The organism is Propionivibrio sp. (genome assembly GCF_016790145.1).
Lineage (GTDB): Bacteria > Pseudomonadota > Gammaproteobacteria > Burkholderiales > Rhodocyclaceae > Propionivibrio.
This window is the reverse complement of record NZ_JAEUOI010000042.1, coordinates 1-4864: the sequence shown is the minus strand read 5'-3', so window position 1 is coordinate 4864 and position 4864 is coordinate 1. Positions and strand designations below refer to the sequence as shown.

The 4864-nt window shown below is 59.9% G+C and carries 3 protein-coding genes; 1 reads left to right on the top strand and 2 read right to left on the bottom strand.

The features are described 5' to 3' along the window. A partial coding sequence (locus JNM42_RS04025) for a hypothetical protein (RefSeq protein ID WP_294266551.1) occupies positions 1–2291 on the top strand: 2291 nt, incomplete at its 5' end. On the opposite strand, the gene JNM42_RS04020 is transcribed toward JNM42_RS04025, so the two are convergent. Together JNM42_RS04020 and JNM42_RS04015 are read right to left on the bottom strand one after the other, a co-directional pair. Next, complete coding sequence (locus JNM42_RS04020; RefSeq protein ID WP_294266548.1) at positions 2279–2776, bottom strand: hypothetical protein; 498 nt, start codon at positions 2774–2776, stop codon at positions 2279–2281. The genes JNM42_RS04025 and JNM42_RS04020 overlap by 13 nt on opposite strands. 741 nt (positions 2777–3517) lie before the next feature. After that, the coding region (locus JNM42_RS04015) for an AAA family ATPase (RefSeq protein ID WP_294266545.1) at positions 3518–4864 on the bottom strand (1347 nt) is incomplete at its 5' end.

Below are 4864 nucleotides of genomic sequence, written 5' to 3'. Positions count from 1 at the left end.
GGCTGGTCGCCAGCAGCATCCGGCAGGCGGTCGACCGTTTCCTGGATTCGCTGAGCTGGACCGACATCTTCGATCTGGGTGGCGTCTGGGAGCGCGCCAAACGCATCGTCACCGAGCCGATCGCTCGCATCACCCGCTTTGTCGGCAATCTGGTCAGCGGCATCCTCCAGTTCATCCGCGATGCCGTGCTGCGGCCACTGGCCGGGCTGGCGCAGGGCACGCGCGGCTGGGATCTGCTCTGTGCCGTACTCGGCCGCAACCCGATAACCGGCGAGGCGGTGCCGCGCACGGCCGAAACGCTGATCGGCGGCTTCATGCGCCTGATCGGCCAAGAGGACGTCTGGCGCAATTTGCAGGAAAGCCGGGCCGTACCGCGGGCGATGGCCTGGTTCCAGGGCGCGTTGGCCGGCCTGATGGGCTTCGTCACCGCTTTGCCCGGCCTGTTCATGGATACGCTGCGCAGCCTAGGCATCAACGACCTGCTGACGCCGGTCCAGACCTTCGGGCGCATCGTCCGCGTCTTCGGCGATTTCGCCGGGCGCTTTGTCAGTTGGGCAGGCGCGCAGGTCATGAGCCTGCTCGAAATCATCTTCGACGTCGTCGCGCCGGCGGTCATGCCCTACCTCCGGCGGGCGGCCGGGGCCTTCCGGACCATTGTCGCCAACCCGGTCAATTTCGTCCGCAATCTGGTGCGTGCTGCCGTTCAGGGTTTCCGCCAGTTTGCCAGCAACATCCTGACCCACCTGCGGGCGGCGCTGATCGGCTGGCTGACCGGGGCGATGGGCGGCGCCAACATCTACATTCCGCAGGCGCTGACGCTGCAGGAAATCATCAAGTTCGTGCTCAGCGTGCTCGGCCTGACCTGGCAGAACATCCGCAGCAAGCTAGTCCGCGCCGTCGGCGAAACGGCGGTGAATGCCATGGAAACCGGCTTCGACATCGTCGTCACGCTGGTTCGCGACGGCCCGGCCGCGGCCTGGGAACGAATCCGTGAAAGCCTCTCCAACCTGCGCGAAATGGTCATGGAGCAGATAATGGCCTTCGTCCGGAACAACATCGTGATGGCCGCCGTGACCCGGCTGGTGAGCATGCTCAACCCGGCCGGCGCCTTCATCCAGGCCATCATCGCCATCTACAACACGGTGATGTTCTTCGTCGAACGTCTGCGCCAGATCGCCCAGGTGGCCGCTGCCTTCATCGACTCGATTGCCGCCATCGCCAGCGGCGTCATCGCGGCCGCCGCCAACCGCGTCGAGCAGACCATGGCCGGGCTGCTGACGCTGGTCATCAGTTTCCTCGCCCGGCTGGTTGGCCTCGGTCGGGTCAGCGACGCGGTAACCAACATCATCAACCGCATCCGCGCCCCGATCGACCGGGCGCTGGATCGGGTTGTGGCGTGGATCGTCAATCTCGGCCGGCGCTTCATGACCGCTGCCCGCAGCGCTGCCGGGCGCGTCGCCGAATGGTGGCGCCAGCGCAAACCCTTCCGTACGGCCGGCGGCGAAAGCCACGAGGTCTATTTTGTCGGCGACGAGCGCAATCCGCGCCCGATGGTGGCCAGCCGCGATCCGCAGCCGGTCGAAACGCGCCTTGACCGTTTCCTCGCTGCGGCCAACATCGCCAATGCCCCGGCCCGCAAACGTAACGCCATCCCGCTGATCGGCGCCACCCGAACGGCCTTGCGCGCCAATGCCGACGACCCCATCGTCGTCACCAACCTGCGCACACTGTTCGGGATCTTCGACGATCCATCCACGCCGCGCGTCACCCGCTACCAGCCGCGAACCCAATCGCTCGGCGGCGATACCGTCGGCGTCGGCATGACCATCGATTGGCTCAACGACGAATGGCGCCGCACCCACCCCGGCAGTCCGCCACGCTCCGGTGCGCAAAGCATGCTGATGAGCAAGCTTGAAACCGATCCTGGCCAATCCAGTCCTGACAAGTACATTCGCGGCCACCTGCTCAACGAGCACATCGGCGGCGTTGGCGACGCCACCAACCTGTTCCCGATCACCGGTAACGCCAACAGCCGCCACCTGCACTCCACCGAAAGCCGCGTCAAACGCTGGGTGGACGTGCCGGCCAACTGGGTGTTCTACGAAGTGACGGTGGACGGCATCAGTTCGCGGCTCAATTCAAGTGATGTCACCCAGAACTACGTCAACGCCACCTTCAACTGCCGCGCCGTGCTCAAGGACGACGACGGCACCGAGCGGGAAAACTACATGACCGCGATCACCTCGACCTACCGGGTGCGGAACGATGCGCGGGTGTTTCAGGTGCGCTGATCAAGCTGGAAACGGCGGCTGGAAGTTTCGAATTTGGCCGGTATTTTCGGTTGGCCGTGGGTGGCAATAATCAGGACAGGAAGAAGCCTCATGGCCCTCCCTTCCACACCACCGGACGTAGGGGTCTCGTATCCCGCGGTTCGATGAATTGAATTCCTGCCGCGGTGGTGCAAGGTTCGGTAGTCCCCAGTTGATGAAGAAGCGCAATGGTAGCGCGATTGCCAATGCCTTTGTCTTCGACAGCCGCCACGGGCCATGAGCTGGCTTACAGGTGTTCCTCGCTTCTCGGACAGTGACGCCGCGTTTGCGGGGTGACCGCAAGGAGTAATCACCTCAAAACCGGATGCCATGATTTTGACGATCATGGCGCTGGAGAGCGAAACAAAGCCGGGCGCAGACAGGGCGTCCTGATTGCGTTCAAAGAAGTGAATGCTGCTTGAGCGCATCCATTTCTTCATGGGTAATTTTTGAGGGGTCGAGGTCATCAAATACTCCGATGGATGTTTCAACCCACATCGTCTGTTTCGCAGACTGAACCTGTAAGCAAAACCGTACGATCAGGTTGAAAGTAATTAAAAGTGTGCCTTTCGTCGTTCTGTGTTGATTACTGTGACCGATGATTGCACAGCAGAAAAGTTCTGCCGACACGGATACCTCTCCAAAAATGGGGGTGTAGGTGCGGAAATGGTCTTTCGTCATTGCCGGTGAACAAAAACAGGGCTAAATCGTTTGTTGGCCTCAAAAGAACATGCAGTCATGTTGAGGTAGGAAAGATCGTTACGCCGTCAGCAAAACGCAGCCCGAAAGGTCGCTGGTCATCGCAAGATGAAAAGGATCGGCGCGGTGACTTCAGTATCCGGAAGCCGAAATTCCCTGGGTCATCGAGACACAGCAGGAAATCGGTGTCGGCTTGCAAGACGCAGCAAGCGATGCGTGGCAACTGGTGAGGTTAAGTCCGTGGCGCACAGGACATTATGCGTCAGAGCGATAGCCGCTTTGGATTCCTTGTTGCTGTGCGGATCCCATTGAGCGGGCTACGCGTTCTGACTCGAGCAGGACAAAGTCCCTTCGGATGAAAAGAGGAACTGGGAATTTGAGTGATGAAGTCTCTTCAATCAAATCAGCATAGTCCGGTCAAAGGGTTTGTGCAGCAACACCTGATTCGCCGTTGGCGACGGCGCTTAGGACAAACCTGCACGATGAATTCAATTGACTGAGGTAGCCGGTTAGCCCATCGTCAGCAGACGCTCTTTCAACTTCGACCAGCGCTTGTCCACCTGCTTTCCCTTGACCGCCATGGCCAGCGCTCTTTTCTGGCCGACGAGCACCACCAGGGTCTTGCCACGGGTAATCCCCGTGTAGATCAGATTGCGCTTGAGCATCATGTAGTGCTGGGTCGAAATCGGAATGACCACCACCGGGTATTCCGAGCCCTGCGACTTGTGGATTGTCGTCGCATAGCACAGCACTAGTTCATCGAGTTCGCCAAACGGATAACAGACCAGCCGGCCATCGAATTCAACCGCCAGTTCCTCATCGTCCTGATCGATGTCGGTGACAAAACCGATATCCCCGTTGAACACATCGCGGTCATAGTTGTTCTCGATCTGCATCACCTTGTCGCCGACGCTGAAGCGGTTGCCAAACTTGTCAATACTGTGTTCGCCAGGCGGATTGAGCGCGGCCTGCAAGGCTTGATTGATCCCCCGGGCGCCAGTGATCCCGCGGTTCATCGGGCACAAAACCTGAATATCACGAACCGGATCGAACTTGAACTTCTTGGGCAAGCGCGTTTGCACGAGATCAACCACGGTTTGCGCGATGACCTTGGGTTCATCGGCCACAATGAAGTAGAAATCCGAGACTTCCCCCTTTTCCGGCAGGTTCGGAAAAATCCCCCGGTTGATCTGATGGGCGCTGCGCACGATGCGCGAACTGGCCGCCTGACGGAATACTTCCGTCAGCCGGACAACGGGGACCGCGCCCGAGTCGATGAGATCGCAAAGGAACTGTCCAGGCCCGACCGAGGGCAGTTGATCGACGTCACCCCCCAGGATCACCGCTGTGGACGTGGCTACTGCCTTGAGTAAGTGGTTGGCCAGCGGCACGTCGATCATCGAACATTCGTCAGCGACCAGAAGATCGCACACCAGGGGGTTATCCGCGTTGCGCTTGAACTGGCCATTGCTCGGATCGACCTCGAGCAAGCGGTGGATGGTCTTGGCTTCCAGACCGGTTGATTCACCAAGACGCTTCGCCGCGCGTCCGGTGGGTGCGCACAGCAAGGGCTTGACGCCTTTAACGGCCAGGATAGTCAGGATGGAATTGATCAGCGTGGTCTTGCCGACCCCGGGTCCGCCAGTAATCACCATAAGTTTTGATGTCAGCGCAAGGCAAATGGCGGCCTTTTGACTATCGGCTAGTTCGATGGTGAGTTTTTGCTCGACCCAGGGAATTGCCTTTCCGGCATCGAAGGCGGGCAAGGTGGTTACATCGGTCTTCAGGCGCCGGATCTGGGCGGTAATCGATTGCTCAGCAGAATACAGTGGCGCCAGAAATACGCAAGGCTGGCT